Source organism: Glutamicibacter mishrai (genome assembly GCF_012221945.1).
In the GTDB taxonomy this organism is placed as follows: domain Bacteria; phylum Actinomycetota; class Actinomycetes; order Actinomycetales; family Micrococcaceae; genus Glutamicibacter; species Glutamicibacter mishrai.
Window position 1 is genome coordinate 2,729,295 of record NZ_CP032549.1, and the last position, 25,855, is coordinate 2,755,149.

Consider the following 25,855-nt stretch of genomic DNA (forward strand, 5'->3'; position numbering starts at 1 on the left):
ATTATGGGCACTAATGTAACAGGAAAACTGTGTCATTTGGCATTATTTGCTTTGATGCGACGTCGCATACCCAAAAATGAAATGAATTCGGACGTGAAGGGGATCGTGTAAATGCAGTCTCGGATCTGGGAACTTGTTAGTAGTGAACGCACGCAACTGCTTGGAGTGCTTGAGAACTTCACAGAAGATCAATGGCATATGCGGACACTAAGTGAGCAGTGGCAGGTGCGCGATGTTGTTGCACATTTGACGTCCGCCGGTTCGACCGGCGTGGTCGCATGGCTAGTCAATATGTTCGGTAGCGCGCTGAACGTCGATCGACATAATCAGAGGCTGCTAGAAAAATACCTCGGCGACAACGATCAAATGACTCTAGAAAATTTCCGACACAGCCAGAATCTGAGGATCGCCCCGCTGAACTCAGCAGCTGCATTGCTTGGAGAACTCGTCGTTCATGGACAAGATATCGCGGTACCGTGCGCTGTTGAATATAAGCCTTCAGCGGACGCCGTGATGGAGGTAGCGAAGTTTTTCGTGACGAAGGACTTCGCGGTGAACAGCAAAAAATTGGTCAAAGGGCTGAAACTGAGCTCCAATGATCAACCTTTTGTCCATGGCTACGGTCCTGAAATACGTGGCCAGCTGCTGGACCTAGTTATGGTGATGGCCGGACGCAAGGACAACTTGGCCAAATTAGAGGGCGCTGGGACTGAAATCCTTGCCGCGCGCCTAGGCTAAATAGCAGCAACGAAAAACATCGCGCCGCACGATTACTGTGCGACGCGATGCAGAATTATCAGTTGAGTTAGTTGGCTCCAACCAAGGCAGACGCCAACGGGTTCTCCAAGTCCCCGGCATAAAGCAGACCACCGGACTGGTCGGTGAGATCAAGCATTTGCTGGTTGTTGCGCAGCTGCAATCGGTTGAGGCAGGAGAGCGGGAAAGATTGTGCAAACAATCCCAGCTCGTCAAAGCGCTGAGAAAATTCAGGATGCTCGGCACGGTAGTCCATCAGGCGCTCAGCCACGATCTTCCAGAAGTCGGCTTCGGGCAGGATGTCTTCAACATCCAGCAACGGCGCCAGGAAGCGGAAGAAGGAATCGAAAACATCGGTGAAGACCGAGAGCACAGGATCCCCGCCGGTTCGCACACGGCGGATTTCTTCGGGCAACTCGACCCGGTCCGAGAGCACGGCGATCTCCTCGCCCAAATCCTTGAGCAACACCTTCTTCACAGCGCCGTTTTCCAGGATCATGATCACGTTTTCGCCATGGGGCATGAAGACCAGGTCGTAGGCTGCCAAGCAGTGGACCAGCGGGACCAGGTAGGCGTCGAAGTATTCGGCCAGCCATCGAGCAGGGTCCAGGCCGCTGCGCCGGACCAGCGCCGCGGCAAAGGACTTGCCCTGCGAATCCACATGCAGCAGGCTGGCCATGGTGGCCAACGTCTGTCCTTCTTCCAGTAGGTTGATCGGCGATTCGCGCCACAGGGCCGCGAGCATCTTGCGTTGTGGCGCGCTCTTCTCGGTGGCCGCTTCGAACTGCGGATTGCGGTAGCCGACGGCAGCGATCTCGCGCAGCAGGGCCACCGGCTGGGTGGAGAGCACAGGGTCATTGTCGAATAACTCGCCCAGCCACTGGTTGATGGCCGGGGTGACCTTCATGTATTCGGCGCTCAGGCCGCGCATGAAGCCCATGTTCAGGATGGACATCGCGGTCTTGACGTAGTGCCGGGTCGGATCCGAAAGGTTGAAGAAGGTGCGGATGGACTGTTGCGCCTGGTATTCGTCGTGGCTGGTGCCGAGCCAGATCAGCTGCTTGCGCGCGATATCGTTCGCGAAGGTCACCGACAGGCGGTTTTCCCACTGCCAAGGGTGCACGGGCATAAGGATGTACTCCTCGGCTGAGTATCCGGTGCCGAACAAGGCCCGGGCCAGCGCCTGGTCCAGCTCTTTGCGCTCGCCGTCATCCAGCTGGCTGGCCAGAAGGGATTCGTAGTCCAGGGTGTCGATCGCATCAAACTGGGCGCGGGATTTGTGCGCCGCAGCCCACCCGAGATTCAGCGCGGCACCGGTTTCCGGGGCGTAACGCAGGTAGTCGCTGCGGCCTATGCCCATGCGGCCATTGTTCGCGACAAAGCAGGGATGGCCTTCGGTCATGGAGGACTCGACCAGCTGGAAGGACTGGGCCGCGGTGCCAGGGAACTGGGCGAGCGCGGCCGAATCGTGCGTGGAATGGACCTGCTTGTAGCAGTGGCTGGACAGCGTCGAGGACAGCTCTTCGAGATAGGTTGGCAGCTGCGCCTCGGAGAGCGTGAGCTCTTGATAAAAACGGGTCACGAAATCGATGACATCGACCTCGGAGGGTTGCCAGCTTCCGTTGATGTATTCGTGGTGCTCCAGGCTGGCTGGCGCAACCAGCCAGTGGTTGAGATGGAATCGGCGCGCGGCGAAGAGGTAGCGGTGCCCGTCCTTCTGCACCGAGTAGGTACCATCGCCGTGGTCGGCCGGTTCGAGCAATCGTTCATGGGAGAACTCACCGAGGGCCTTGGCCAGCACATGGCGGTGGGCGATCTCCCAGCGCTCGGGGGAGAGGAAGGAGGAACCCAGGTTGTGCCCGGTGGCGGTTTCGAAATCATTGCGGGTGCAGATCGAGAGCAAGGCCTGCTTGATCGAACCATCGTGTTCGGCCAGTTCAATGGGGCGGACCGGGCGGAAGCCGACCCGGGCGTTCAGCGCGTGGATGGCCTTGTTGCGCACATCCGGTTCGACGATGATCCGCTCGATGCCAGGCCGGGTGAAGGCATGGCTCACCGCCGCGGCCATGGCTTCGAGGGTGAAACCGGGCTGCGGCTGTTCACTGGCCGGCGCCAGGAAATGCAGCCCGCGATCGCCTCGCACGTAGTTATAGGCCTGGGCCAGCGGCGAGGCGGCAGGGTTGTACAGCTCGATCAGGAACCGAGCGGCCCCTGATTCATCGAGCCCGAGCAGCACCTCATAGTCCTCGGTGGCCAGCAAGGAGTTGTATTCGGTGTTGATCTGATCTTGGGTGGCTGTGGGCATGCCCCAGAAAGCGGCGTGCTCGGTAGCGATCCATGAATGGAGCAATGCGGTGTCGTGCGACAGCTCGACGGAGCGGAAAGTGAAAGTGGTCATTGGGTGGGGGTCCTTAGGCGTGCGAGGTGGCTTCGGTGGCGGTGGGCAGTCCGGTCAGTTCCGCTGCGCCGAACTCTTGGAAGGCGATGCGTTCTTCGACCTGGTACACCTCGCGGCCGGCCAGGCGGTTGATGATCACCGAATTGCGATAGGCGCCCATGCCCAGATCGGGCGCGGTGAAGCCGTGGGTATGCAGCTCGGCGTTCTGCACGAAGATGTCCTGTTCCAGGCCGATGGAGTATTCGCGGTCCACGTTGAAACGGCCATCGGCCAGGTAGCTGATGCGTTCGGTGATCCCGCCAAGGAAATCGGGCACGCCGGCGCGGTAGCCGGTGGCCATCACCAGATTGTCGACCGCGAAGTCCAGGTCTTGTTCGGTGCGTTCATGGCGCAGCGACACATTGATGTTCTGGCCATCTGCGGTGATGCTGGTGGCGGCGCAGCCGGTGCGAAGGTGCACATTGGCCGGGGCAGTGATGCTGCGTTCGTAGAGTTCCTTATGGATCTCGTTGATCAGATCCGCGTTGATGCCCTTGTACAGGCCCTTCTGCTCGGCGGAGAGCTCATCGCGCTTGGCCATCGGCAAGCCGTGGAAGTGGTCGATGTATTCGGGCGAGGTCATTTCCAAGGTGAGCTTCGTGTACTCCAGCGGGAAGTAGCGCTCGGAGCGGGTGGCCCAGATCAGATGGTCTTCTTCGGGCAGGCTGCGCAGCAGGTCCAAGAAGATTTCCGCGGCGCTTTGACCGCTGCCCAAAACGCAGGTGACCTTGGCCCGGGCGGAGCCGGTGGATGCCAGCAGCCCGTCGCGTTCGAAGAGGTAGTCGCTGGAGTGCACCACCTTGCCGGTGCCCAAAGCATTTTCGCTGATCACCGGTGGAAGGTAGGGCTGGGTTCCGGTGCCGAGCACTAGTTTCTGCGCGGTGAAGCGGCTCATTCCCGCCTCCGTGAGCACCGAGAGGTGGTAGAGGCCATCGCGGTATTCAGCCTGAAGCACCCGGTGCCCGAATCGGACACTCTGGATGCTCTCGGCGGCCCAGGCCAGGTAGTTGGAGTATTCCTGGCGCAGGGCGTAGAAGTCTTCTCGGATGTAGAACGGGTAGATCCGCTGCTGGCCCTTCAAGTAGTTCAGGAAGGAGTACTTGTTGGTGGGGTCGGCCATGGTGACCAGGTCCGCCATGAAGGGTACCTGCAGATGTGTTCCGGGAAGCATCATTCCCGGGTGCCAGACGAATTTTTCGGCGGCGTCGAGGACTGCGACCTTGAGGTCTGCGAGGCCGTCGGTCAAGGCGGCAAATCCCAGGTTGAAGGGGCCGGCGCCGATGGCGATGACGTCGAAGTGCTCGCTTGGTTGATTCATTACTTTTCTCCGGTGGTGCGTTCGGCCAGGATTTCGGTGCCGATGCGGCAGATGGCATCGAGGATCTCGCTGATGTCAGCCAGCGTGGTGTTGGGGTTGAGCAGGGTGAGCTTGAGCAGGCGCTTGCCGGCCACCGTGGTGGCTGCGATCATGGCTTCGCCGCTGGCGTAGAGGCGTTGGCGGATCTGGTTGGCCAGGACGTTATGCTCGGCCAGATCCAGGTGGTGCTGCGGGTCTTCGAAGGAGAAGACCAAGGTGCTCAGCTGCACGTCGGCCACCAGATGAAGCTGCGAGCGCATGGCGACTTCCTGCTGGGCGTCTTCGGCCAGAGCAATGACCTGGTCGAACATTTCACCCAGGCGCGAGGCGCCAAGCGTGCGCAGGGTGACCCACAGTTTCAGCGCGTCGAAGCGCCGGGTGGTCTGCAGGGACTTGGACACCTGGTTGGGGGTGGCGGCGGCTTCGGCGGCCGGGTTCAGGTATTCGGCGTAGTGCGCAATGGATTCGAAACTCGCTCCTGAGCGAACAATCAGGGCGCTGGAACCGATGGGCTGGAAGAAGGACTTGTGGTAGTCCACGGTGACCGAGTCGGCCTGTTCGATTCCATCAAGACGGTGGCGGTGCCGGTTCGACACGAGCAGGCCGCAACCGTAGGCGGCATCCACATGCAGCCAGGCGCCGGACTCGGTCGCGATCTCGCGCAACTCGGCCAGCGGGTCGATGGCGCCGAAGTCGGTGGTGCCGCTGGTGGCGGAAATCGCCATGGGGATCAGGCCTGCGTTGAGGTCTTCGGCCAGCTGGTCGCGCAAGGCCTGGGCATCCATCCGGTGCTGGGCATCGGTAGGGATGGCAACCGCGGCTTCATAGCCCAGCCCGAGCAGCATCGCGGCATTGCGGATCGAGAAGTGCGCATCTTCGGAGCAGTAGATCCGCAGCTTCGCCAGGCGTTCGGGCAGGGAACCTTCGAGCCTGGCAGTTGCGGTATTGCGGGCGATGAGCATGGCCTGGAGATTCGATTGCGTGCCGCCGGAGGTGAAGATCCCGTCAGCGGTGTTGGCATCAAAGCCGATGAGCTCTGCGGTGAAGCTGACCAGCTTGCGCTCGATCAGGGTGGCGCCGGCGCTTTGGTCGAAGGTGTCCATCGAGGTGTTGATGCTGGTGACGAAGTTTTCGGCAACAACCGCTGGGATGGCTACCGGGCAGTTGAGGTGGGCGGCGTACTTGGTGTCATGGAAGTAGACCGCGTCGTCGAGGTACAGAGAGGTCAGCTCGTTGAAGGACTGTTCGGTTGAGCCCAAGGGCGAATGAAGATCCACATGGTTGATCTTCGCTGCCATCTGCTGTGGTGTCGGCCCGGTGGTCGGGGCGCTGGTAGTTGCGAATCTCTCGGCGACGAGGGATACCGCGTGGTGTGAAGCTTCTTCGTAGGCTCCTGCGGTCTCTGAGCACAACAGTGCGTCGTCGAAGAGCGGGAGGGGAACATCAGGGATTTGCAGGGTAGGTAGTGAGGCACCCAAGAGCATGCTCCTCAGATAGAGTCAATATATATTTGGTCAGGCTCACCTAACAAGAATCTATTAACAACACAAAGCAATTAGTTAATGCAAGCCGAGAAACCCAAGTTCTGCGGGGGTGAGATTTTTTCGACATTTTTCACCCTGGCCTACTGTGCATGTGGTAAATTGCCTGCTGACCTGAAGTTTGAAGGTTCATCTTTTTTTGACCCAGAATGGCGAAGCGGAGTGAATCCCTCTGGTTTGGTTGACTGTGAAATAACGCTAATCGTTCGATTGCGAATTGCGGGCAATCGTACTGGCATTCCTATATGCTCAAGCAACTGGAGCAAGGGAGTACATGTCACGATGGGTGAGACCAAGCAGCGTTCGCGCAGCCAGCGTTATCTCCTTGGCTCCAATGCCTCGGATGCTGCCGGTCGAACACTGACTGACATCACCGTTGACCTGATCTTTGTCGGCACGCTGAGCGCAACCGCCTTTCAGATGGGGCTGCTGAACACGCTCGGATCGCTCGCCTTCGTCTTCGCCAGCATCCCGGCCGGACACCTCGTGGACCGGCACTCGGCGCTGAAAGTGCTGCGCATCGGATTGGCCGGGAAAATAGCAGTTCTGGCCTGCCTCGCCGTTCTTGCGATCAGCGGGACATTGAACATCGCGCTGGGCATGATGCTGTGCGTGCTGTTGGGCATCTGCAATGTCTTTTCCGAAACGGCGCAAACCGCCGCGGTACCCAGGCTCATCGGCGAAGAGCCTGAAACGCGGGCCGCGGGCATCAGCAAGCTCATCGCACGTTTGGGTGCAGCGGATCAAAGCCTGACAGTGATCATTCCAGCGCTCGCCGGTACCGGCTTCGCCCTATTTGGCGGGCCGACGCTGCTGAGCCTGTCCGCAGCCCTCGGCGGTTTCGCCTTGATGCTGGCATGGAGGATTCGCGGCTATCGCGCCGGAAGCACAGCCAATGAAGTGCGCGATCGCAGCGCAGGTTACGGCTCCATGCTCACCGGGCTTCGCTACCTGGTTTCCAACCGCTTGCTCCTGGCCACCACAGTAACGGTGGCGCTCTCCAATCTGGGGTTGGCCATCGGATCATCCGTGGAAGCGATCTTCATCATCAATGACCTGGGCTTTGGCGAAGTCGGGTTCGGCGCCTATGCCTCGGCCTCGGGCGCTGGAGGGTTGATCGGCGCACTGCTTGCTACCAGGGTCACCGGAAAGTACTCATCGCCCGCCCTCTTGCTGTGGACCGGGCTGGCTCAAATGGTGCTGGCTTCGATGGTGTTGGCCGCGGCATTTACGAGCGGTATCTGGAGCATTTGCTTGCTCGGTCTTCAGGCCTTGGGCTGGGGGAGCGTGGCTTTGATCTTCAACATCTCTGCTTCGTCCTGGCTGGTAGAGATGGTGCCAGAAGAATTGCTTGGGCGGGTGCTCAGCGCTCGCCGCCTGCTGACTTTCGGCGCCGTTCCCATCGGCAGCTTGCTCGGTGGCGCGTTGGGCTCCGCGCTAGGTACGCAGGCCGCTTTAGCTGGCTGGGTGGCGGCAAGCATGCTCGCGGTGTCGTGTTTCCTGATCCTTCGAGAACCTGCCAACCGCTAGGCTGGAAGGTATTGGATCCGAGAAACCTAAGGCAACTGCGCACGTGAAACTTGTTATCGACGCACGATACACCCGCATTACCCACCATGACGGAATCAGCCGATACACTGCCGGCTTGATCGCCGCTGCCAGCAAGTTGGCAGACGTCACCATGCTCATTAACGACCCCCGCCAGCTGGCCATGCTGCCCGAGGTGCCCTACCTGAAGATCTCTGCTCCAACCAGCGTGCTCGAACCCTTTGTCGCCTTGCAGATCAACAAGCTCTATGCCGACGTGGTGTTTTCCCCTATGCAAACCATGGGGACTTTGGGCAGGAACTTCCCGGTCATTTTGACGCTTCACGACCTGATCTACTACGCGCATCCGCACGCGCCGAAATTCCTTCCGGCACCGATCAGGATCGGCTGGTTCCTGTTCCATCAGGTCTACTGGCCGCAACGCCTGCTCCTGAACCGGGCTGACGCGGTGGCAACCGTCTCCAATACGACCGCAGGCCTGATGCGAAAGCATCGTCTGACCAAGAAACACATCGGGCTGGTATCCAATGCACCCACCGGTGGCTTTGCGCGACGCGATCCGGAAAACAAGCCCCAGAAGACCCTGCTCTACATGGGGTCCTTCATGGAGTACAAGAACGTCGAGACCCTGATCCGGGCCATGGAATACCTCCCGGATTATGAGTTGCATCTGCTCAGCGGCATCAAGGAACCTCGACGCCAGGAGCTCACGGAATTGATTCCGGCCGGGGCAAAAATCCTGTTCCACAATGGCGTGAGCGATCAGGAATATGAGCAACTGCTCAGCGAGTGCACTGCCTTGGTGACGCTCTCGCGAGAAGAAGGCTACGGACTGCCGTTGGTGGAAGCCATGAGCATGGGTACCCCCGTGGTAGTCACTGATATGCCGATCTTCCGTGAAGTAGCTGAGGAAGCTGCGCTGTACGCATCGCCCGATGACGCTCCAGGATTTGCCGAGCAGGTGCGCACGTTGGCTGATCCGGCTACCTGGAAAGAATTTTCTCAACGCGCGGTTCAACGCGCGGAACACTACTCCTGGGAACGCTCTGCTCAGCAGCTGCTGGAATTAGCCAAGTATGCGTCAGATCACAGGAAATAAGTTCAGGATTCGTCGAGTGGGCGGCAAATTGAAACAGGGTTAAATCGCGGAAAATTAGCGAGAAAACAAGCCCTATCCGTCGAGCGGCTGCCGATTTGAAAACCTGACTTGGCCAGTGCTAAAGTATTACTCGTTGCATTCCTCCATAGCTCAATTGGCAGAGCATTCGACTGTTAATCGAAGGGTTACTGGTTCAAGTCCAGTTGGAGGAGCTCATAGAATAATCCCGGCTCGCGTAAGCGAGTCGGGATTTTTCGTTTGCGAGGTGGAAGCTTGAAGATTCAGGCGGCGGGCTGAACTATGAAACAGGGCGGAAGCCTTCACTGCTGGCTGTGCACATCCTTGACGACGTAGCAAGAATCCATCACGTAGCGGCCTAACGGCGCTTGCGGATTTTCGGGATCCAGCAGGAAACATTGTTCCGGTAGGACCGGAACTCGTCGCCAAAACTCTCTTCGAGATTGGCTTCCTCCGATGGCCTCACCAGCCAATTCCAGAGCAGCGATCCCGCGAACGCGTAAATGACGACAAGCCAGGAGCTCGCCACTAGCCCCACCGCCATGCCCTGGACGATTCCAGCGACAGCCATTGGGTTTCGTACGAAAACGTAGGGGCCGGAAATGACCAAGCGGTTCGGCATCGCGGACGGCAAGGGCGTTCCTTGCCCACGGGTGGACATGGTCACAGCAGACCAAATGCCCAAGCAGCTAGCCAACACCAACACGCAGATCCCGAAGATCCGAGTCCAAAGTGCGAAGTCGACTGCCAAGCCCAAGCGCTGCTCTGCCTGGATGATTATCGCCGGAATGATGCACAAGAACACTAGCCAAAAGAGGATCAGCTGCCTTATGGTGCGCGACAGATGGCTTCGGGCAGCTTGCGAAGGCGCGGGGCGAAACGCGAAAGGGCCTCGCAACAACAACTCGGTCGGGATCCGCCCTAGCAGAAGCTGCGTGCCGGCAAGAACGGAGCAGACCGAGGATGCAATCATCAGCAGCGCGCCATAACCAGCTGTTCGGGTGACCAGGGAATAGGCAAGGAGCCCGAAGGTGACAATGAGAATCCAGGGGACAACGATCCAGACGGTCCGCCGCAACCCGCAAGCGACCAGCAGGGAACCAACGACAAAGAGGGGCATGTCGAACCATGCGATTAGCCCCGCTGGCAAATCGCCAAGGGTGGTTGCGCGAATCTCGTCGAGGGTGAAAACGCCAATCCACCAGCATGCTCCAGCCAGCGCTTGGAGCGCAAAGTAGCAACGAGACCAGATGTGTGGCCAAGGCCGGGCTGGTGAGCTCCGACCTTCCTCTTCGTCCCGATGTGTGGCGTCCTGCATGGGATAACCTTACGTCCGCTTAAGGGCGAAGAATCGCAGCAGCGGCAGCAAGGTACCTTGATATGCATCAGTCGACTCAATGAACTTTGCGCAAACCCCAAGCATCGCCGAGGGTACGTGCAACACGAAATCGAGTTGGCAAGCTTCGGAGGATTCTTGCAGTATCAGCCGCTGGGGCTTCGCATGATGTTGCGTGCAGAGTTGGTGGAAGCCACCAGCGTCAGATCTGCCGTGCAAAGTGAATCGGAGCGGTTCTTTCGTCCCGAAATTGAGCTCGGAGAAACAACTAATTTGAAGTGGTTACCCGGCAAAGGCTGGATCTCCTATAACCTCAGGTGATTAGACGATAGACTTTCGAATCGTTAACAGTTACACCCACAGCATGAGTTTGGGCTATGGGTTTTACGCCTGAAGACTGAGTCGTTTGGGGCAACCGGGGTGTTAGCGTGAGATACGTCGGTTGCTGCGCGATCGAGAATATGGAGAAACCATGACTGAAGCTGAATCGACGCAAGCTGACGAAAGCCTAAAGTCGAGCGTCAAGAGTGCGAAGGCGCAGGTTGATGGACTCAAGGAGCTTGTTCCACAACAGCTCTCAGACGAAGTCAAGCTGGCGACGACCGTACTTAAGGGCAAAGGAATCAGCCTTGGCATGGCAGCTGCACTTGCAGGTGCTGCACTCGTCGTGGTTTTGCTTTTTGTGATTGCCGTCGTAGTGACCTTGGTAAACGTTCTGGCTATCTGGCTACCTGGATGGGCCGCAGCACTGATTGTTGCCGGCTTCTTCCTGCTGGTCGCAGCCATCTTGGGCTTGGTGGGATACGCCAAGGTGAAGAAGGCTCTGCCGTTGAAGCCAGAAGCAGCAATTAGAGGTATTCGCCATGACTTGGGTGTGCTCAAGGATGGCAGCGAGTTCGACGTCAGCACGCTCGACGAACCGCTGAAGAAGAAGTCTGATGAAGACGAAGATAGCGACAAGAAGAAGGAACCAAAGCCGCCAGCACCAAGCGCTGACGAACTGATCCTTCGGACCCGCCGTCGTCGTCGCCAGATTCAGGCACTGCGTGACAACCTTGGTGAGAGCGTCCAGGCGCCTCTGGCCAAGATCGACAAAGTACGTTCCTTTACGCAAAGCGCTGGAGACAAAGTTTCCGGTGCGGCGGCCAAGGCTCGTGGATTCGTTCGACCAGCGTCTTCGGCTTCCGAAGATCAATCGGAGGCTGACAGAGCCAGCGGTCAACGCTTAGAGCAGGCACGTCCGTACCTGGTGATGGCTGGTTCAACGCTGGCACTGGGTGCAGTAATTCGCGCTCTATTCAAGCGCTCCTAAGTTTTCGACTGACGGGGCGGCGCTACAGCGCCTATTGGAACTGGGCTGCCCCGTCATGTACGAAGAATTTAGGTTAGAAAGGCACTGACATGGTCTGGATCGCTATTGCGGCGGCACTATGCAGTGCCTTTTGTCTTGCCTTCGGTGCCCATTTCCAATCCATCGCAGTACGCAATTCGGTCGATGGACTGGAACTGACACTCAAGAACGCAGGAAAGCTCGCCACCAATAAGGGATGGATGGGCGGACTGCTGCTCATGATCCTGGGCATGGCGCTCAATGTTTTCGCTTTGGCTAGCGCCCCGTTGACAGTGGTGCAGCCAATTGGCGCAATCGCACTGGTTATTACCGCTATGGTGAATGCCAAGGAAACCGACATCACCATGAACCGCCCCACGGTGATGGCGATCATCAGCTGCATGCTCGGTTCGGTCGGCTTCGTCCTTCTGGCAGTGACAGCAACCAATAGTAACCATGCAGTAACCGAAGCCCAGTCACATCTGATCGAATTGATCCTCGCTGGAGTGGTCGCCATCGTGGGATTGGCCACGATCCTGTTCCATCGAAAGCTCGGAGCGATCTTCTTCATCGTTGGCGCCGGCGTGCTCTTCGGATTCGTTGCGGTGCTGGTGCGAACCATTTCCATCGCTGTGCTGGGCATCGGCAATAGCAGCTTCCTGCAGTTGCCATGGATCGCTGGCCTGGCCGTTATCGTCGCAGGTCTCCTGGGGTCCTATTTCGTGCAAAAAGCCTACTCAAAGGGCCCTCCCGAGCTGGTGATTGCGGGTTTGACCGTGATTGACCCAATTATCGGCATCGTCATTGGTGCCAGCATCCTCGGCGAATTGCGCCCCGATGTCCCGATGTTGGTAACGGTGCTGATGCTGGTGGCGGCCGCGTTGGCTATCGTCGGTGTAGCGGCCCTGTCTCGCCATCACCCGGACGTGATCGAGCGACGCAACCAAGCCGAAGCTGACAAACAACTGCCAGAGTAGAAATAGACTGAAGATCCAGACTTTTTCACCAAACCAAAATTCTTGTGAACGACTAAGGATGCCCGTGGCCGAGGAAAAACCACTGACCATTGTCATTGCAGCTGATACCTATCCGCCTGATGTGAATGGCGCAGCGATGTTTTGCTACCGGCTCGCTACCGAAATGCATGCCCGTGGCCACCGGGTGCACGTGCTTGCGGTGCGTGGCGATAAGGGCAAGACCTTCACTGAAATCCGCGACGAGGCTATCGTGCACCGTCTGGAGTCGCATTCGGTGCCGACTCATGAATACTTCCGAATCGTCTTCCCCTGGGAAGCGAACAAGCAGATCGACAAGCTGCTGGCCGAGATCAAACCGGATGTCATCCACGCGCAAAGCCATTACATGATCGGCCAGCGCTCAATTGGGTGGGCTCGCAAGAACAAGGTCCGTTCCGTGGCCACGAACCACTTCATGCCCGAAAACCTTGATCCATTCCTGCCATTCCCGCGCTGGTTCAAGCGCATTGTTGCGCATAATTCCTGGAAGGATATGGGCAAGATCTTCGGCCGCGCCAGCGCCGTGACTACGCCAACCCCCTTGGCTGCCAAGGCTATGCGCGAGCGGGCAAAGCTGATGAACGTGCTGCCGCTGTCCAACGGCATCGAGGTCGGCAACTATGAACTGGCACCGGGGGAGCAGATCATCAAGAATGACTTCCCGACGATTCTTTTCGCCGGCCGACTGGCGGTTGAGAAGAATATCAACGAACTGATTGAAGCTCTGCCGCTGATGCGTGAAGTTCCCAATGCCATCATCGAGATTGTCGGCGGCGGCGAGCAGCGCAGCCACCTGGAAAAGATCGCTGACGAGTTGGGCATCCGAGACCGCGTGCGTTTCCTTGGCCATGTCAGCGATGAGGAATTGCGCCAGGCATATTTGCGCTGTGACGTGTTCTGCCAGCCGGGTACCGCTGAGTTGCAGTCTCTGGTCACTCTCGAAGCGCTCTCTGCCTCGAAGCCTGTCGTCTTGGCCAATGCCATGGCGTTGCCGCACCTGGTTGATGAAGGCGTCAACGGGTACATGTTCAAGCCGGGGGATCGAGAAGATCTGGCACAGAAGCTTGACCGGATCTTGTCCATGGACGAAGCGCAGCGATTGAAGTTCGGCGAGGCCGGTCACCGCAAGGTGCTGAACCACGCGCAGAAGAAAACCATGGACTCCTTCGAAGCGCTGTATCGTGGCGAAGAGGTTTCAACCCACTAATGCGGATGACGGGCAGCGGTGAGCCAAATCGGTGTTTCGGCTCGTGATGCCCTAGAATATTTCGAGTGTGGTTACGGCTTCGTGCTGCGAACGCATGTGGGGAGTTAGCTCAGTTGGTTAGAGCAGGGGACTCATAATCCCTTGGTCATGGGTTCAAGTCCCATACTCCCTACCAAGGCAAATCGCCCGATAACTTGTGTCAACGAGTTATCGGGCGATTTTCTTGTGTTCAGTTCAGCGGATCTTCCGGGTGTGGCTTCCCTGCATGCTGGATAGTTCCAGGACGGGAGTCCGGGTCTTTGCCCATGACCATGTTTTCGATGGTGATGCCGGCATCGCCCAGCGGTTCAAAGCCTTGGCGAAGATTGCCCTGGCGTCGCGCGAGAATGAGGCGGCGGATGAGGCCTGCAGCCGCGGCGAGCGGGAATACTATCCAGGGGATGATCCCGAAGTTCGTTCTTGTATCGTCGTCCGAGAGCCCGTAGATCACGCCAAGCAACAGGATCACGACGCACACTGTTATGGCTAACGCTTTTTTCATCGCCCGCTCCAGCCGATCTACTCTCCAGGTGCCTTCATCGTACCGGGCCGGGCCTGTTATTGCTCCAGCGGCAACAGGATTGACGGGCGCATATCCCGGATCAGCAGAACCGGATCGATATATTCGCCATTCAAACGCACGCCCCAGTGGATGCACCGGGATGAGCAATGAGCTCCGGTAGACACCGTTCCCACGTGAGCTCCGGCAGCCACCCAATCGCCCACCTCCGCCTCCGAGGTGACCGGTTCGAGACTGGTCTTGAATCCGTTGCCGTGATCAATGACCATCACAGGGCGGTCGACGATTCTCGATGCGAAAGTCACCTGCCCTCGCTGTGGAGCGAAGACCTTATCTCCTTCGGCGGCGGCGAGATCGACGCCGCGGTGCCCGGGGAGCCAGTTCTCGGCCGGCTTGTCAAAGGGCTCGGCGATCCTTGGTTCACCCGCCAACGGCCATCGCCAGCCATCGGCCGTTCTCAGTGCAGACGGAATCTGCGGCGGAGGCTGTTGTGCCGTTGACGCCCCGGTTGCAAACAGGATCACTCCCACGGTGAGCGCCAGAAGCTTGGCTGGTTTCAGTGCCGGATGAGTTTTCATTCTTATAGCGTGGAATGAAGCGGGAGGCAGATAGCGAAAAATGCGTCGGATTGTGGGTAAGCCGATGGGCTCTAGATCACGGTTCTGCGTGCTGTGAGAACCAATGCGTGTAGTACACTTGAAACAGCAGTTTCCTGTCATAGGTGTGTCCAAAATTGGATGCAACGGGCAAGAGACTGACTTCGCGTATGAGGTTCCACGGTCAAAATGGCTGTGGCCTGAGGTTCCAGTGGTCCGAGAGAATCGGTGGACCGACGGCGAGATGCCAAGCATCTTCGGCCCTCATGCTAGGGCGGATATCCACAATGGCTATCTGCATCAACCCGAACAACCAAGAGCAGTTACCGCGGGCGCACCTGTGCCCGGTCCGCCACTGCTGAAAGGAGTTGCGACATGCCAGTCGTAACCATGCGAGAGCTGCTTGACAGCGGCGTCCACTTCGGCCACCAGACCCGTCGCTGGAACCCAAAGATGAAGCGCTTCATCTTCACCGAGCGCAACGGCATCTACATCATCGACCTGCAGCAGTCGCTGTCGTTCATCGACCGCGCTTACGAGTTCGTGAAGCAGACTGTTGCTCACGGCGGCACCGTGCTGTTCGTTGGTACCAAGAAGCAGGCTCAGGAATCCATTGCTGAGCAGGCTAACCGCGTTGGCCAGCCATACGTGAACCAGCGTTGGCTCGGCGGTATGCTGACCAACTTCCAGACCGTTTCCAAGCGCGTTCAGCGCATGAAGGAACTGGAAGAGATCAACTTCGAGGACGTTGCTGGCTCGGGCCACACCAAGAAGGAACTGCTGCTGCTGAAGCGCGAGCTGACCAAGCTGCAGAACAACCTCGGTGGTATCCGTAACCTGACCCGCACCCCTTCCGCTATCTGGATCGTTGACACCAAGAAGGAACACTTGGCTATCGACGAAGCTCAGAAGCTGGGCATCCCAGTTGTTGCCATCTTGGACACCAACTGCGATCCAGACGAAGTTACCTACCCAATCCCAGGCAACGACGACGCTATCCGCTCCGTCAACCTGCTGACCCGCGTTGTTGCTGACGCTGTGGCTGAAGGCCTCATCGCCAAGAACAACAAGGCTGCAGGTAAGTCTGAGGGTGCCGCTGAGCCACTGGCTGAGTGGGAGCGCGAACTGCTTGAGGGCGAGAAGGCCAAGGCTGAGGCTCCTGCTGAGGAAGCTGCAACCGAGGCTCCAGAAGCCAAGTAGTCACCTGCGTGACTCTAAGAGTTTGCCTTGAGACACTAGCGTGTTGATTGAGGCGAGCTCTGCCAAGTCTTGTGGGACGGGCCGGAGAACCGACCCGTCCCACAAGCAAATCAAACTTGAAACTCCTAGCTGAATGGGATTGCACGTGGCAAACTACACCGCTGCTGATATCAAGGCACTGCGCGAGCGCACTGGCGCCGGCATGATGGACGTTAAGAAGGCTCTGGACGAGGCTAACGGCGACGCCGAGAAGGCCATCGAGATCATTCGCGTCAAGGGCCTGAAGGGCGCTACCAAGCGCGAAGGCCGTTCGACCGCTGAAGGCCTGGTTGCTGCCAAGGTCGAAGGTACCGTTGGCGTAATGGTCGAGATCAACTGCGAGACCGACTTCGTCGCAAAGAACGAGAAGTTCATCGCTCTGGCTGCCAAGGTCCTGGATGCCGCTGTGGCTTCCGGCGCTGCAGATGCAGAAGCACTGCTGGCTTACGAGCTGGACGGCAAGACCATCGGCGACACCGTCATCGAAGAGGGCGCAATCCTCGGCGAGAAGATCGTTGTCCGCCGCGTTGCCCGCATCGAGGGTGCCAAGGTTGCTGCTTACCTGCACAAGACCAGCAAGGACCTGCCAGCTCAGGTTGGCGTTCTGATGGCTGTGGATGCAGACAGCGAAGCTGCTGCAACCGTCGCCCACGACGTTGCTGTGCACACCGCTGCAATGGCTCCAACCTACCTGTCCCGCGAAGAGGTTCCAGAAGATAAGGTTGCCGACGAGCGCCGTATCGCTGACGAGACCGCTCGCGCAGAGGGCAAGCCAGAAGCTGCATTGACCAAGATCGTTGAAGGCCGCCTGACCGGTTTCTTCAAGGAGATCGTCCTGGTTGACCAGGCTTTCGCCAAGGACGCCAAGAAGTCCGTAGGCAAGGTCTTCGAAGAAGCTGGCACCAAGCCAGTTGCTTTCGCACGCTTCCGTGTTGGCGCCTAAGCCCTAGAGCTTCAGGCACTATCAACACGCGCTAAGCGACACGCGCTCAGGGGAATCTGAGCGCACAAGACAAAGGGAGGTGAGCACCGAGAAATAACTCGGTGACTCGCCTCCCTTTTCTTGAGCCCGGATCACAAGATAACTTGGGAACTGGGATGTACTACCCACAGCTTGATTCCGACCTCCAGGAGTAAGACAACTTATGCCAACCACCCCAGAAACCAAACGTCGTCGCGTCCTGCTCAAGCTCTCCGGCGAGGTGTTCGGCGGCGGCAAGGTCGGCGTTGACCCGGACACCGTGCGCGGCGTTGCCCAGCAGATCGCCGCAACCGTGGGTGAAGTTGAAGTGGCCATCGTTGTCGGCGGCGGCAACTTCTTCCGTGGCGCCGAGCTCTCGGCAGCCGGCATGGATCGCTCCCGCGCAGACTACATGGGCATGCTCGGCACCGTCATGAACTGCCTGGCCCTGCAGGACTTCCTGGAACAGTGCGGCGTTGAAACCCGCGTGCAGTCGGCCATCGCCATGGCCCAGGTCGCGGAGAACTACATCCCGCGCCGCGCCATCCGCCACATGGAAAAGAACCGCGTAGTCATCTTCGGCGCCGGGGCAGGCCTTCCATACTTCTCCACCGATACCGTCGCCGCCCAGCGTGCGCTGGAAGTGGACGCGGACGAGGTGCTGATGGCCAAGTCGGGCGTCGATGGCGTCTACACCGCTGACCCGAAGAAGGATCCAAGCGCCAAGAAGCTGGACACCCTGACCTACAGCGAAGCACTGCTGAAGAACATCCGCGTGATGGACCAGACCGCCATGACCATGTGCCAGGACAACAAGCTGGATATGCTCGTCTTCGGCATGGAAGGCGAAGGAAACGTGGCTGCCGCCATTCGCGGCGAGCGGATCGGCACCACCGTCACCGTTTAATCGGTGATCGTGGCCTAGGATTGAAGTAGATTTATTTTCCCGTTGCGGAAGCACAGATGAAGTACTTGAGGAGTACCGGTGATTGAGGAAACGCTGGCGGAGACCGCCGAAAAGATGGAACGCACCATTGATGCCGCCAAGGAGGACTTCGCGACGATTCGTACCGGTCGCGCCCACCCAGGCATGTACTCGAAGGTCATGGTCGACTACTACGGTTCGCCAACCCCGCTGCAGCAGCTGGCTTCCTTCGCAGTTCCTGAAGCACGCACCATCACCATCACCCCATTCGACGTCACCGCGCTGCGCGAAATCGAGAAGGCCCTGGGTGACCCGGAAGTCGGCGCCAACCCATCCTCCGATGGCAAGATGATCCGCGTGGTGCTTCCAGTGCTGACCGAGGAACGTCGCAAGGAATACGTCAAGCTGGCCAAGTCCAAGGGCGAGGACGCACGCGTTGCACTGCGCAACCACCGTCGCAAGGCCAAGGACACCATCGACAAGCTGGTCAAGGACGGCGAAATCGGCGAAGACGAGGGTACCCGTGCAGAAAAGGACCTCGATGCGCTGACCAAGAAGCACGTTGATTCGGTCGACGAGATCCTGAAGAAAAAAGAAGCCGAGCTGCTGGACGTCTAATGCCAGGCTCGACAGAGAACACTGAGGGCAACGCTTCGGCGGTGCCCTCAGTGGCATCCGGTACCGCCCAGCCGATGACTCGGCGTGAAGCCCGCGCGCTGCGCGAGGCCGAAGAGAAGGCCAGGAAGCGCAAGGGCGCCCCGAGCCAGCCCGCCGACAGCGCGGCACCCGTAATGCCCGAGGCGCCCGTGGCGCGCGAGCAGAACCAGGCCACGACCGCCCACGCCAAGCAGCGCGCCAAGATCGTATTCGAAGCCGACAAGGAACAGCCCTCCGCGGCGCCTGAGTCCAAGCCGGCCACGGATCCGGTGGCGGCTGACAAGCCGGAGCCACCGCACAGCGACTCCGAGGACCTGGCGGAAACCGGGGAACCCGATGCGCAGGAAGCGGCGATCCCGCCGGAGCTGCTGATCGGCAATCCGGAGCCGAAGAAGTCGCGGGCAGGACGCAACCTGCCAGCGGCCATCGGCGTCGGCGTAGTGCTCCTTGGCGTGGTGCTCGGGGGATTGTTCCTCTACGAGCCGCTGCTGGTATTCGCCGTCACCGTGCTCAGCGGCATCGGCTGCTGGGAAGTCGCGCGAGCCACGACCCATGCGAAAACCGCGGTGCCTCAGGTGCCGCTGTACCTGGCCTCGATCATGCTGCCGGTCAGCGCCGTGCTCGGCGGGGTGGAAGCGCTCGGATTCAGCTTTGTCGCCTGTATTCTCGTAGCCCTGCTCTTCCGGCTCATGGAAGGGCTCAAGGGCGCAGTGGCCTCGGTGATGAGCAGCGTGTTCATCATCAGCTGGATACCGTTGCTCCTGTCTTTCGCGCTGTTAATGCTTGAAGGGGAGAACGGCCAGTGGCTTATCGCCACGATCCTGCTGCTGGCGGTCGCCAACGATACCTTCGGGTACATCGTGGGCGTGCTGATCGGCAAGCATCCGATGGCTCCGAAGATCTCGCCGAAGAAGTCCTGGGAAGGCTTTGGCGGCTCGATGCTCGGATCGATGATCATCGGCGCCTGCGCCATGGTGTTCTGGCTTGATATGCCGTGGTGGGCCGGCGTGATCCTCGCGTTCTTCACCACCATCGCGGCCACCACCGGCGACTTCGCGGAGTCGATGGTCAAGCGCGAGCTGGGCATCAAGGATATGAGCAATCTGCTTCCCGGCCATGGCGGAATCATGGACCGATTGGATTCGGTGCTCTTTGTCATCCCGCTGGGGTACTTGATTTCGCACCTTCTGGCTTGGAGCGTTGCGGTCTTCTGATCCCTGCGTGGCACCGAATCTGGTGTGGCCAATGAGCCAAGTTCGGCTCGAGCAAATAGAATGGGTGGGGTGCCGTCTTCGGACGGCACGCCACTGACGTCTCTCTAGAGAAAAAGGAACTGTCGTGTCGCAGCAGCAAGATGCTCCGTTTTCCCGCGTACCGGACTCCGAGTTCGGCTACAACGCAAAGCAGGTTGATGCGTTCCTCAGCCGTGCCCGGGCAACCTTCAATGGCGGGGGAAACGACGACAGCGTGGTCACCAGCCACCTGATTCGCCGCACCACGTTCGCCCCGCAAAAGGGCGGATACCAGGCCCGCGAAGTGGATGGCGCGCTGGATCGGCTTGAAGACGTTTTCGCCAAGCGGGAACGCGATGACCTGATCGCCCATCAGGGAGAAGAGGTCTGGCTGCAGCAGGTTGGACGCCTGGCAGCCATTCTGCGTGGCCGCCTGCACCGCGCCAAGGGCGAGCGCTTCCGCCGCCCATCGCGCTCCAACGCCTCCAGCTACAACGTCGAAGACGTCGACCGGCTCTGCGACCAGCTGATCGACTACTTCGAAAACGATGTGCCGATGGCCGTGGACGCCGTGCGCCGCGTTGAGTTCCGCTCCGCGCAGGGTACCGACGGCTACGAAGAATCCCAGGTTGATGCCTTCCTCGATCGCGTGGTCGAGTTGATGGCATCCATCGACTAGTACGAGCCCAGAAGGGTACCTAGTACAAGCCGCGAGGGCGGGCAGGAGAAAATCCTGCCCGCCCTCGCGGCTTATGTCATCCCTGAGGCGGCTCGTAGTGCTTCAGCCAGCTTTTCAGGGCGCCTTCCAAGGCGGATTGCTCGTTGGCGGACAGCTCAGCGATCAAGCGTGCTTCATTGGCGAGGTGGTCGGTCATGACCTCGTCGATCTTGTTCTTGCCCTGGGCAGTCAGGCTGATGCGGCGCCGGCGCTGGTCGCCGTCGTCATGCTGCCGCGACACATAGCCGGCTGAGACCAGCCGGTCCAGCCGTTTGGTGGTCGCTCCCGAGGTGACCATGGTTTGGGCGGCGAGCTCGCTGGGGGCCAGCGAGTAGGGCTCCCCGCTGCGACGCAGGGTTGCCAGTACATCGAACTCGGCTTCGGTCAGCCCGTGCTCCGCATATACCGCGCAGACTTCTTCGCGCAGGAAGATTGCCAGCCGGTGCAGCCTGCCGATGATTCCCTGGGGTCTCGGATCCAGATCGGGACGCTCGGTGGCCCACTGCTGCTGGATACGCCCCACATGGTCTAAATGCTCCATGTCTTTATTATAGTTTCCAAGGAAGCTAATATAGTTTCCATGGAAACTATTTCTGCGCACCGGGCTGCCCGGAGCCTGCCGTTCGGCAGGCTGGCCCTCACCGCCATCGCACCCATTGCATGGGGATCAACCTACTACGTCACCCGCGAGTACCTGCCAACGGACGCGGCGCTGTGGGGCGGGGTATTCAGGGCGTTGCCGGCAGGACTGATCCTGCTGCTGGCCTGCCGCCGGTTGCCGCAGGGCAGCTGGTGGTGGAAATCCCTGCTTCTTGGCACCTTCAATATCGGCGCGTTTTTCGCCTTGGTCTATGCGGTCGCCCAGATACTGCCCTCCAGCATCGCCGCGACCACGATGGCCGTGTCGGCCGGGGTGCTCATGCTCCTGGCCTGGCCGCTGCTGGGGGAGCGTCCGACCCGCTGGCCGCTGCTGGGAGCCGCGCTGGGCTTCCTCGGCGTGGCGATCATGGTGTTCGACGGGCAGAGCCGCATCAACATGCTCGGGATTCTCTTGTCCTTGACCGCCATGGCCATTTCAAGCCTTGGCTTCATCCTTGCCAAGAAATGGTCCCGCGGGCAACGGATCCTGGATACCACCGCCTGGCAGCTGGTGGCCGGCGGCCTGTTGCTCTTGCCCTTCGCCTGGCTGATCCAGGGACCGCCGCCGGCCCTGGATCTCTCCGCGGTCCTGGGTTTCGGCTACCTGAGCATTGTCGCGACCGCGGCCGCGTTCCTCGCCTGGTTCAGCGGCTTGAGGCACTTGCCCTCGGCCACCGTGGGTCTGCTAGGCCTGTTGAATCCGGTGACCGGCGTGATTCTGGGAACGCTGCTGGCGGCCGAAACCCTAGGCTTGCAAAGCCTGGGCGGCATGGCCATGGTGCTTTCCGGCGTGCTCCTGGGGCTGCTGGCCAAAAGAGCACCAGCTAGAACTTCGCCCCGCGATCCGGCACATGCAACAGCGCCATAACGCGCTCCACATTGCCGGGCACAGCGCGCTGGGTGCCGCGCGAAACCGCGATCATCACCGCAAAGGCCAAAGGCACGCTCCACGCCGCAGGCTGGCGCAAGAGGTGGATCCACCACTGGTCGGTGGCAGGCAGGAAAATCCCGATCATCAACGACGCCCCGCAGGTGATCGCTCCGACCAACAGCCCCGCGATGGCGCCCCGGGCGGTGAGCGAACGCCACCAGATCCCCAGCAGCAGCAGCGGGCAGATCGTCGAGGCGGTGAAGGCGAAAACATTGCCGATGGCCCCGGCCAAGGCCAGCGAGCTGGTGAGCACCGCGATCAGCACCGGCAGGGCGGTGGCAAGCACCGTGGAGATCCTGAACCCGCGCACCGTGCCGGAGAAGAACTCCTGGGAGATGGCGCCGGCCAGCGATACCACCAGGCCCGAGGTGGTGGAAAGGAACGCGGCGAAGGCGCCGCCGACCACAATGGCGGTCAGCGCATCGGCGATGAATCCGTCAAAAAGCCGGGCCGGCAGTAGCAGGATCGTCGCATCGGTCTCGTTGTTCGCGCCGAGCTCCGGGGTATAGAGAATCCCCAGGACCCCCAAGGTGGTGGGCAACAGGTAGAACGCGGAGAGCAGGCACAGCACGATCACCGTGGTGGTGCGGGCGGTCTGGCCGGAGGGGTTGGTGTAGAAGCGCACCAGCACATGCGGCAGGCCCAGGGTGCCGAAGAGCAGCGCGAGGATGATCGAGACCGTTTCGTACAGGTTCATCGTATTGACCGATTCCAGCTGCGCATACAGGCTGTGCGCGCGTTCGCCGGCAGACTGCTGGGGGATGGCGCGAACCAGCAGGAAGATCGTCGGAATCACCAGGGCGGCGAGCTTGAACCAATATTGGAAGGCCTGGACAAAGGTCACCGAGCGCATGCCGCCGGAGAGCACCGTCACGCAGACTACCGCCGCCACCACCACTGGCCCGACCCAGCCCGGAAGGCCCGTGGCGATCGACAGGGTCAATGCCGCGCCGTGCATTTGCGGAACGATGTAGAGCCAGCAGATCACCACCACCAGGTAGGTGGTCAGCTTGCGCAGCATCGGCGAATTCTCGAAGCGGATCTGCGCGAAATCCGGGATCGTATAGGCCCGGGAGCGGCGCAGCGGTGCGGCCACAAAAAGCAGCAGCATCAGATACCCGGCGGTATAGCCGATCGGGAACCACAGCCCTGATTGCCCCGAGAGCACGATCAGCCCGGCCACACCGAGGAAGGAAGCGGCCGACAGGTACTCGCCGCCGATGGCCGAAGCATTCCACCACGGGCGCACGGTGCGCGAGGCGACGTAGAAATCCGAAGTGGTGCGCGAGATGCGCAACCCGTAGAAGGCGATCAGCATGGTGGTCAGGCAGACCACCACCAGCGCGGAGATCGACAGCGCGCTAGCCACGGCTGATGCTCCGATACCGTTGCTCATTGCGCGCCGCCGCCCGGTTGTAAAGCAAGCCGGCGACGATGATCAGCGGGTACATGCCCACTCCCAGCACCCACCAGGGCAACGGGATGCTGAACAGCTGGATATTCGAGACCACCGGCCAGAAGACCAGCAGCGAGCAGATGCCCACCAGCAGGGCCAGCAGGCCCGCGGCCACCGCGCAGGCCAGGCGCAGCTGGGAGCGGATGAGCTGGCGGACGTAGAATTCCTCGGCGGTATGCTCCGGGCTCTGGTTCGGCGGCAGCAGCGAGGCATCCTGGGGCGCCTGCACGCGCACTCGCTGCGGACGCTGCTGGGCAAAACGCCCGGGAGGCTCATGGGGCTGGGGCTGTGGCCCGGCGTCGGATCTGTGCACTGGCGGCCCGGGATCCTAGAGCGGGCGAACGCGGTTGGCGGCCAGGCGCTCGCGCAGGTAGGGCAGGGCGCGGCGCGAAATCGGCAGTTCCGCGCCATGGACGATCACCGCGGCCTTGCCGGTCTGCAGTCGCACCGTTTCGATCTTGTCCATGCACACCAGGTAGGAGCGGTGGATGCGCACGAAGCCGGATTCGCCCCACTGCTGCTCCAGGTCGTTGAGCGGGACGCGGATCAGGTAGCTCGAATCCTTGGTGTGCAGCCGGGCGTAGTCGCCCTGGGCCTGCACATAGGCGATATCGCTGCGCGGGATCAGCTTGGTGATGCCGCCTTGGTCGACGGTGATCATTTCGGGCTTGGCCGGGGTTTCCTCCACCAGCTCGCAGATGCGGCGCACGGATTCGGCCAGGCGCTGCGGGCGGATCGGCTTGAGCACGTAGTCGATGGCGGCCAGCTCGAAGGCCTGCAGGGCCTGGTCCTCGTCGGCGGTGACAAAAACGATCAGCGGGGGATGGGTGAAGCGGGAAATGACCCGGGCGATATCCAGACCGGAGAGCGCAGGCATATGGATGTCGAGGAAGAGCGCATCAACATCGTTTTCTTCCAGTGCCTTGAGGGCCGCGGCTCCGGAGGTGGCCCGGTGGATCTTGCCGATCCGCGAATCCTGGCTCAGCAGGAAGGAGATCTCTTCTACTGCCGGGAGTTCATCATCGGCCACGACCACATTAATCATGCGAAAATTCTACCGTTTTCCATGGTTTTCTAAACATCTTGGCCGCTGGTGTCTGGCGCGCGGAATTTGGGGACGCGCAGGGTGATCAGCGTTCCGGCCCCCGGAGCGGTCTCGATCACCAATCCGTTGGAGTTCCCGTAGAGCTGGCGCAGGCGCAGGTCGACATTGCGCAGCCCCACATGCATGGTGGTGGTGGTCCCCGCCAAGACGCTGGCTAACTGTTCGGGATCCATGCCCATTCCGTCATCCTCCACCGAAATCACCGCATGCAGGCCATCCTCGGTGGCGGTGATCGAGATGACGCCGCCATCGGGCCGCGCTTCCAGGCCATGGCGCACCGCATTCTCCACCAGCGGCTGCAGGGCCAAAAACGGTATCTGGGTGGGCAGCACCTCGGGCGCGATCTGGAGGGAAACCTTGATGCGTTCGCCGAACCGGGCTTTTTCCAGCAGGAGATAGCGGTCGATCGCTTCCAGCTCTTCGGCCAGGGTCGTGAATTCGCCGCGGCGCCTGAAGGAGTAGCGGGTGAAATCGGCGAACTCGATCACCAGTTCGCGGGCGCGCGCCGGATCGGTATTGATGAAGGAAGCGATGGCGTTCAGCGAGTTGTAGATGAAGTGCGGGGAGATTTGCGCGCGCAGAGCCCGCATCTGGGCTTCGAGCAGCATGGCCCTGGATTCGTCCAATTGCGCCGTGGAGACCTGGGCGGAGACGAAGACCGCCACCTCCGATACCGCGCGCACGAAGCTGGCCCCGGCGCGCACGGACAGTGCCACGACGGTGCCCACGCCTTGATCGCCGACGGTGATCGGCGCGGCCACGATATCCATGCCGGCCGAATGCTTCACCTGGGTCTTCCCGGTGGCCAGGGTGCTGGCCGAGGCCTTGGAGGCATCTTCCTCCAGCTGCGCGGTGAAGTCGATGCCGGCATCCGTGGCCAGGATCCGCGAGGTGTCGCTGATCAGCAGCACCTGGCAGTTCAGCAGCCGGCGCAGGGCCTTGGCGCTCTTGGCCGCGCCTTCCTCGGTGAGCCCGCGCTCAAGGTGGGGGACCGCCACCGACATGTGGTGCAGCGTTTTATAGGTCGCCTCTTCGGCGTCCGTGCCCATCTCCCTGGTCGAGCGGGAGATCTTGAAGCCGAAGTAGCCGACGATGGTTATGCCAAGCACCACGGTGACCGCGATCAGGGTGACTTGCAACGCTGGAGACATGATCCCATCTTAGAGCCCCGCTGAGCGCGGACCGCTGAACG

General features: G+C 60.3%; 25 protein-coding genes and 2 tRNA genes. 16 read left to right on the forward strand and 11 right to left on the reverse strand.

What is annotated here, in order from left to right:
* Positions 1–111: 111 nt before the first annotated feature.
* The gene (locus tag D3791_RS12865) at positions 112–738 is read left to right on the forward strand and encodes a maleylpyruvate isomerase family mycothiol-dependent enzyme (protein ID WP_172512447.1); all 627 of its coding nucleotides are present in this window, start codon (positions 112–114) and stop codon (positions 736–738) included.
* A gap of 67 nt (positions 739–805) precedes the next feature.
* Here D3791_RS12865 and D3791_RS12870 read toward each other — a convergent pair whose 3' ends face one another.
* From D3791_RS12870 to D3791_RS12880, 3 genes are read right to left on the reverse strand one after another with little or no spacing between them, the layout of a single operon-like run.
* Positions 806–3,154 carry a GNAT family N-acetyltransferase gene (locus D3791_RS12870; protein WP_022877136.1) on the reverse strand — a complete coding sequence of 783 codons (2,349 nt, stop codon included), beginning with the start codon at positions 3,152–3,154 and terminating at the stop codon, positions 806–808.
* A 13-nt stretch (positions 3,155–3,167) separates the two neighbouring features.
* Positions 3,168–4,511, reverse strand: coding sequence for a lysine N(6)-hydroxylase/L-ornithine N(5)-oxygenase family protein (locus D3791_RS12875; RefSeq protein ID WP_172512448.1), 1,344 nt, complete (start codon positions 4,509–4,511; stop codon positions 3,168–3,170).
* Complete coding sequence (locus D3791_RS12880) at positions 4,511–6,034, reverse strand: pyridoxal phosphate-dependent decarboxylase family protein (RefSeq protein ID WP_246242084.1); 1,524 nt, start codon at positions 6,032–6,034, stop codon at positions 4,511–4,513. Before D3791_RS12880 ends, D3791_RS12875 begins: the two co-directional genes overlap by 1 nt.
* Before the next feature lie 339 nt (positions 6,035–6,373).
* Between D3791_RS12880 and D3791_RS12885 the strand changes: the two genes are divergently transcribed.
* The 3 genes from D3791_RS12885 to D3791_RS12895 all read left to right on the forward strand — a co-directional run bounded on the left by D3791_RS12885 (position 6,374) and on the right by D3791_RS12895 (position 8,950).
* Positions 6,374–7,621, forward strand: coding sequence for an MFS transporter (locus D3791_RS12885; RefSeq protein ID WP_172512450.1), 1,248 nt, complete (start codon positions 6,374–6,376; stop codon positions 7,619–7,621).
* 43 nt (positions 7,622–7,664) lie between these two features.
* Complete coding sequence (locus D3791_RS12890; RefSeq protein WP_172512451.1) at positions 7,665–8,738, forward strand: glycosyltransferase family 4 protein; 1,074 nt, start codon at positions 7,665–7,667, stop codon at positions 8,736–8,738.
* Between the two features lie 139 nt (positions 8,739–8,877).
* A tRNA-Asn gene (locus D3791_RS12895) sits at positions 8,878–8,950 on the forward strand.
* 164 nt (positions 8,951–9,114) lie between these two features.
* Here D3791_RS12895 and D3791_RS12900 read toward each other — a convergent pair.
* Positions 9,115–10,074 (reverse strand): methyltransferase family protein, encoded by a 960-nt coding sequence (locus D3791_RS12900; RefSeq protein WP_172512452.1) that lies wholly within the window; start codon positions 10,072–10,074, stop codon positions 9,115–9,117.
* A gap of 117 nt (positions 10,075–10,191) precedes the next feature.
* Here D3791_RS12900 and D3791_RS12905 point away from each other — a divergent pair, with 117 nt between their 5' ends.
* The 5 genes from D3791_RS12905 (at position 10,192) to D3791_RS12925 (ending at position 13,820) form a co-directional block, all read left to right on the forward strand.
* Positions 10,192–10,413 carry a hypothetical protein gene (locus tag D3791_RS12905; RefSeq protein ID WP_172512453.1) on the forward strand — a complete coding sequence of 74 codons (222 nt, stop codon included), beginning with the start codon at positions 10,192–10,194 and terminating at the stop codon, positions 10,411–10,413.
* A 151-nt stretch (positions 10,414–10,564) separates the two neighbouring features.
* Entirely contained in the window at positions 10,565–11,404 is an 840-nt protein-coding gene (locus D3791_RS12910; RefSeq protein ID WP_061954564.1) for a phage holin family protein, read from the forward strand.
* 89 nt (positions 11,405–11,493) lie between these two features.
* Positions 11,494–12,399 carry a DMT family transporter gene (locus D3791_RS12915; protein ID WP_022876023.1) on the forward strand — a complete coding sequence of 302 codons (906 nt, stop codon included), beginning with the start codon at positions 11,494–11,496 and terminating at the stop codon, positions 12,397–12,399.
* 58 nt (positions 12,400–12,457) lie between these two features.
* Positions 12,458–13,645, forward strand: a complete 1,188-nt coding sequence (locus tag D3791_RS12920) for a glycosyltransferase (RefSeq protein ID WP_172512454.1) — start codon at positions 12,458–12,460, stop codon at positions 13,643–13,645.
* 98 nt (positions 13,646–13,743) lie between these two features.
* Positions 13,744–13,820: transfer RNA gene (locus tag D3791_RS12925), tRNA-Ile, on the forward strand.
* Between the two features lie 54 nt (positions 13,821–13,874).
* Here D3791_RS12925 and D3791_RS12930 read toward each other — a convergent pair.
* Together D3791_RS12930 and D3791_RS12935 are read right to left on the reverse strand one after the other, a co-directional pair.
* Positions 13,875–14,186 (reverse strand): hypothetical protein, encoded by a 312-nt coding sequence (locus tag D3791_RS12930; RefSeq protein WP_172512455.1) that lies wholly within the window; start codon positions 14,184–14,186, stop codon positions 13,875–13,877.
* A gap of 56 nt (positions 14,187–14,242) precedes the next feature.
* The gene (locus D3791_RS12935; RefSeq protein ID WP_172512456.1) at positions 14,243–14,782 is read right to left on the reverse strand and encodes a M23 family metallopeptidase; all 540 of its coding nucleotides are present in this window, start codon (positions 14,780–14,782) and stop codon (positions 14,243–14,245) included.
* 393 nt (positions 14,783–15,175) lie between these two features.
* Between D3791_RS12935 and rpsB the strand changes: the two genes are divergently transcribed.
* The 6 genes from rpsB to D3791_RS12965 all read left to right on the forward strand — a co-directional run bounded on the left by rpsB (position 15,176) and on the right by D3791_RS12965 (position 20,493).
* Positions 15,176–16,000 (forward strand): 30S ribosomal protein S2, encoded by an 825-nt coding sequence (rpsB, locus tag D3791_RS12940; RefSeq protein ID WP_022876019.1) that lies wholly within the window; start codon positions 15,176–15,178, stop codon positions 15,998–16,000.
* Positions 16,001–16,145: 145 nt separating this feature from the next.
* On the forward strand, positions 16,146–16,982 hold the full coding sequence (gene tsf, locus D3791_RS12945) for a translation elongation factor Ts (protein WP_028268703.1): 837 nt from the start codon (positions 16,146–16,148) through the stop codon (positions 16,980–16,982).
* Positions 16,983–17,184: 202 nt separating this feature from the next.
* Positions 17,185–17,907, forward strand: coding sequence for a UMP kinase (gene pyrH, locus D3791_RS12950; RefSeq protein ID WP_022876017.1), 723 nt, complete (start codon positions 17,185–17,187; stop codon positions 17,905–17,907).
* A gap of 78 nt (positions 17,908–17,985) precedes the next feature.
* Positions 17,986–18,543: a ribosome recycling factor gene (gene frr / locus D3791_RS12955; RefSeq protein WP_022876016.1), complete on the forward strand. Its 558-nt coding sequence runs from the start codon at positions 17,986–17,988 to the stop codon at positions 18,541–18,543.
* Positions 18,543–19,796, forward strand: coding sequence for a phosphatidate cytidylyltransferase (locus D3791_RS12960; RefSeq protein ID WP_246242087.1), 1,254 nt, complete (start codon positions 18,543–18,545; stop codon positions 19,794–19,796). The genes frr and D3791_RS12960 overlap by 1 nt, the downstream gene beginning before the upstream one ends.
* A 124-nt stretch (positions 19,797–19,920) precedes the next feature.
* Positions 19,921–20,493 carry a DivIVA domain-containing protein gene (locus tag D3791_RS12965; protein WP_022876014.1) on the forward strand — a complete coding sequence of 191 codons (573 nt, stop codon included), beginning with the start codon at positions 19,921–19,923 and terminating at the stop codon, positions 20,491–20,493.
* Between the two features lie 76 nt (positions 20,494–20,569).
* Here the strand turns inward: D3791_RS12965 and D3791_RS12970 are convergent, their stop codons facing one another.
* Positions 20,570–21,073 carry a MarR family winged helix-turn-helix transcriptional regulator gene (locus tag D3791_RS12970; protein WP_172512457.1) on the reverse strand — a complete coding sequence of 168 codons (504 nt, stop codon included), beginning with the start codon at positions 21,071–21,073 and terminating at the stop codon, positions 20,570–20,572.
* Between the two features lie 39 nt (positions 21,074–21,112).
* On the opposite strand from D3791_RS12970, the gene D3791_RS12975 reads away from it, so the two are divergent.
* A complete protein-coding gene (locus D3791_RS12975) occupies positions 21,113–22,039 on the forward strand; it encodes an EamA family transporter (protein WP_172512458.1) in 927 nt (308 codons plus the stop codon).
* Here D3791_RS12975 and D3791_RS12980 read toward each other — a convergent pair.
* From D3791_RS12980 to D3791_RS12995, 4 genes are read right to left on the reverse strand one after another with little or no spacing between them, the layout of a single operon-like run.
* The gene (locus tag D3791_RS12980) at positions 21,996–23,498 is read right to left on the reverse strand and encodes a sodium/solute symporter (RefSeq protein ID WP_246242091.1); all 1,503 of its coding nucleotides are present in this window, start codon (positions 23,496–23,498) and stop codon (positions 21,996–21,998) included. The genes D3791_RS12975 and D3791_RS12980 overlap by 44 nt on opposite strands.
* Positions 23,464–23,871 (reverse strand): hypothetical protein, encoded by a 408-nt coding sequence (locus D3791_RS12985; RefSeq protein WP_022876010.1) that lies wholly within the window; start codon positions 23,869–23,871, stop codon positions 23,464–23,466. Before D3791_RS12985 ends, D3791_RS12980 begins: the two co-directional genes overlap by 35 nt.
* 15 nt (positions 23,872–23,886) lie before the next feature.
* Positions 23,887–24,603, reverse strand: coding sequence for a LytR/AlgR family response regulator transcription factor (locus D3791_RS12990; protein WP_013348335.1), 717 nt, complete (start codon positions 24,601–24,603; stop codon positions 23,887–23,889).
* A 29-nt stretch (positions 24,604–24,632) separates the two neighbouring features.
* Positions 24,633–25,814 carry a sensor histidine kinase gene (locus D3791_RS12995; protein WP_013348336.1) on the reverse strand — a complete coding sequence of 394 codons (1,182 nt, stop codon included), beginning with the start codon at positions 25,812–25,814 and terminating at the stop codon, positions 24,633–24,635.
* Between the last annotated feature and the right edge of the window lie 41 nt (positions 25,815–25,855).